The sequence below is a fragment of the Rhodopirellula maiorica SM1 genome (genome assembly GCF_000346295.1).
GTDB lineage: Bacteria > Planctomycetota > Planctomycetia > Pirellulales > Pirellulaceae > Novipirellula > Novipirellula maiorica.
Genome location: NZ_ANOG01000066.1, coordinates 1 through 3,862 on the forward strand (window position 1 = coordinate 1; position 3,862 = coordinate 3,862).

Below are 3,862 nucleotides of genomic sequence, written 5' to 3' on the forward strand. Positions count from 1 at the left end.
CGATTGCAGTGATCGATTCGATACGCATTTGAATCCTCCCGGCACCTTGATGGTGCGGCGGCGGAGCAAAGGAAAAAAACAGAACGACTAGCCAGCAGAACTCTCTGCCGACAGTTACCTAGGTGAACAATACCTTCACCGGGAGAGGAAATCCAGTTAGAAAATCCCCCCGCGGCACGGATCTTGTCCGTGGTAACGATGACTTAGACATCGACATCGACCACAGGTTCAGGGGTAAAATCAAAAAAGCTGGATTTTCCTAAAAACTTTTAGTGATGCCAAATGTCGACGTTGCTGGCCGGAACGCTCTCAAAATTTCGTCTCGTCGGCGTTGCCGTCCGCTCGGGGGCCGTTTCCGCAAAAAACGCGATTCTCGACCTTGCCTTCCCCCCCGCATGTCGGCTGTGCAGCCGATTGGTTCGGCCGCACCATGATTTTTGCCAATCGTGCCTAGCCGGACTGACGGTATCGGAAGCCGAAATGAGACGCGGATGCCGTCGCTGTGGATTTCCGCTCGGCCGCCAATCCCGGTTGCTCGAATCGCAAGAAAACGAGGAATTTGCCGACACGAACGCAGCGGTCGATGATCCAGAGGCCCCGCCGACTGGTTCGCGGCGATGTCCGCAGTGCAAGGAAAAAACGTTCCAATTTGACCGGGTGGTGGCAATGTGGCGGTACCACGGACTGGTTTGTGACGCGGTGGTGGCAGCCAAGTACGTCAGCCAATCGCCGTTGGCCGATGCACTTGGCCGGCGGCTCGGCGACGTGCTGGCCGATCAACTCGCCCACGACCTGCCGACGCTGGTCACGTTTGTCCCCTCGTACTTCACCCGCCAATGGTCACGGGGCGGCATTGGAGTCCACACGATCGCGGCGGCGGCCGCTTCGACACTTGGTATCCCCTGTATTCCGCTGCTGCGAGCATCACGGCAAATCGCAAAACAGGCATGGTTGGAAAATGAAGATCGTGTTCACAATGTTCGTGATGCGTTCGAAATCCGAAAACGATATGGTGCGCTCCGGTCGCCAGATCTGACGAATCAGCATATTTTATTGGTCGATGATGTTTTCACCACCGGAGCCACGTCCAACGAGGTATCCGGAGTGCTTCGTCAGGGCGGAGCCCCCAAAGTGACGGTCGGGGTGGTTGCCCGTGCCGTTCGCGCGGAGTAACACCCGCTCGCCGTGCTACGAATTTCCGTTCACGGTAGCCGCGATTTCAGTTACAACCCACTATAAACCCATCCCGACGATCACGTCGGCCCCTATAACTATCGACCCGCATGCATCCCACTGACTCTGAATCGGAAACCATCGAAACGTTCAAGCCGAATCGTGTGGGAGGATTCCGCCGTGCCATCCTTCGTGGACTGGGCGTCGTGCTTCCTCCGCTGTTGACGATTGCGGTACTCATTTGGGCTTGGAGCACGATCGAAAGCTACGTGCTCGGCCCCATCGAATCGAGTATTCGATCCGCGATCGTCAAAGGCGTTAGCCACAGCAAAACATTCTCGCAGGTGCCCAAGGGAGCCACGGCGACCGGCGCGCGACGGTTGGACGGTTTTTCCTACAAAGGCGAGCGATACGTCCCCGATCCGACCGGTCGACGCTTCCTACCGGAATACGTTGTCAAAGTCGTCAACGAAAACGCGGATCGATTTGGACCGTACACCGCCGCACCGGCCAGCGCGAATGCGTTTTGGCACCGCTATGTCGAAGTGGTCTACATGCCACGCTCGATCGTGGTCCCCGTGTTCCTCATCGTCTTTCTGACCGTCCTGTACTTCGTCGGCCGCTTGTTCACATTCGGATTGGGACATTGGTTCGTTCGCTCGTTTGACGCGGCGATCTTGCGAATCCCGATCGTCAACAAAGTTTACGGCAGCGTGAAGCAGGTCACCGATTTTGCCTTTAGCGAACGCGAGATCGAATTCAATCGCGTGGTGGCAATCGAATACCCGCGAAAAGGCATTTGGTCGCTCGGTTTTGTTACCGGTAATAGCATGAAAGAAATCTCGCTGGCCACCGGCGAACCGATGCTCAGCGTGTTGATGCCGACCAGCCCGATGCCGATGACCGGCTTTACCGTCACCGTCAAACGCAGTGAAGCGATCGATTTGGATTTGACTATCGACGAGGCAATTCAGTTCGTCGTCAGCTGCGGCGTCGTTGTGCCACCGCAACAACGCATCGAGGGTTTGGGTGCAGCTCGATCCGCCGGAGTAGTTCACTCCAACGCGATACCTCAAAACCGCAAATAAACGCCGACCGTCAAACGTCAATAATCGCTAGCCATCTATCCCCGACGTGCTCGCAGCATGCCCTTTGTTTCCGGGGATCGCGAGTCACCGCGTTCGGTGGTTTTAAGCAAACAGCTTGGCGATCGGAATTCCGTTGTCGGTGATTGGCACCGGTCGATCGCCGTCATACAGGTATTTGCTGGGGTCGATCCCCAACGACGCGTGGACCGTAGCAAAAAAGTCGGGAACACTCACCGGATCCTTCACGATCGATTGCGCCAACTCGTCGCTTTCGCCGTAGGCACCACAGTGATTCAAGCCGCCGCCGGCCAACACACAGGTGAATGTTTTGCCTTGATGACCGCGTCCGCCGCCGCCATCGAATTGAGGCGGACGCCCAAATTCGCTGGTGATCACAATCAGCGTTTTGTCGAGCATTTTGCGAGCTTCTAGATCTTGGATCAACGTCGCCATCGCCACATCCAACTCTTGGATTAGTTGGTGCTGATTCAAGATCCCCGCGTTGTGAACATCCCAGCCTGTGCCGTTCAGGAAGTTCAAATTGTGCGAAACTTCGATGAAACGCACGCCTCGCTCCACCAAACGACGTGCCAACAAACATCGCTGACCAAATTCGCCGCCATAACGGTTGCGAAGGTCATCGGATTCCTCATCTAACTTGAACACGCGATTGAACTCGGGACCGCTTAACTTCAATGTTTGCGACAGTGCGTCGTCATAGTCCAGCAGTTTTTTGTCGCCCGCGAAACGATCCCGTGCGGCACTGCGAGTGGTCGCCAAAAACTGCTCGCGACGGGATTGCCGATCCGAGTGGATCCCATAGGGGTGGGACAAACCGGAGGGGCCTTTGGACGTATCGGTCAAGTACAAGTAACCACTCGATGCGCCCAAGAATCCAGGACCTCGCGAGACGTTGGGATAGCCGATCAGAACGTAGGGTGGCGCATCGCCGCTGACGGCGTCTAGCTGATTCGCCACGATCGAACCGAGTGACGGATAGACCACCGTCCCGGTGACCGGTCGCCCGGTATGCATGCGGTTGGATGCGGCGGCATGTTCATCGATCACATCGTGGTGGACGGTTCGAACGGCAGTAACACGGTCCATCAACGTTGCCAATGTTGGCAGATGTTCACAGACCTCGACCCCTTGAACCGCAGTTGGAATGGCGTCGTAGTAACTGCCTGGCTTCTTCGTTTTCGGATCGCCACGACGTTTGGGATCGAAGGTATCAATTTGCCCCATCCCGCCGCCCAGCCAGATTGAAATGACATGCTCTGCTTTGCCACGTGGCATCGGCGACGCGGATTCGCTGGCGTACGCCGAGAACGACGGCAAACAAGCGGCCCCCGCAGCCAGCGAGATTGCGCTACGGCGATTCAGTTTGATGCGATCGATTGTCATGGTCGTTTTTCAAATGGGGAAAAAGGGTTTCAGCCTGGCATGGGAGCCTAAGCCCACGGCTCATCTTGTCTAGCGGTGCGGCGCAAGCCGCCCGGTATCGTTTTATTTAGCGGTGCGGCGCAAGCCGCCCGGTCGTGTTCGAACACTTTACTCGCCTCAACCGGACGGCTCGCACCCAATGCCATCTACTTTGGCGA

3 protein-coding genes are annotated in these 3,862 nt (G+C 56.6%); 2 read left to right on the forward strand and 1 reads right to left on the reverse strand.

Features of this window, described 5'->3' with window-relative positions:
* Positions 1-282 precede the first annotated feature (282 nt).
* Both RMSM_RS36290 and RMSM_RS02070 read left to right on the forward strand, forming a co-directional pair.
* Positions 283-1,173, forward strand: coding sequence for a ComF family protein (locus RMSM_RS36290; RefSeq protein WP_008690826.1), 891 nt, complete (start codon positions 283-285; stop codon positions 1,171-1,173).
* A gap of 110 nt (positions 1,174-1,283) precedes the next feature.
* A complete protein-coding gene (locus tag RMSM_RS02070; RefSeq protein WP_008690827.1) occupies positions 1,284-2,261 on the forward strand; it encodes a DUF502 domain-containing protein in 978 nt (325 codons plus the stop codon).
* 102 nt (positions 2,262-2,363) lie between these two features.
* Here RMSM_RS02070 and RMSM_RS02075 read toward each other — a convergent pair whose 3' ends face one another.
* Positions 2,364-3,665: a DUF1501 domain-containing protein gene (locus RMSM_RS02075; protein ID WP_008690828.1), complete on the reverse strand. Its 1,302-nt coding sequence runs from the start codon at positions 3,663-3,665 to the stop codon at positions 2,364-2,366.
* Positions 3,666-3,862 lie beyond the last annotated feature (197 nt).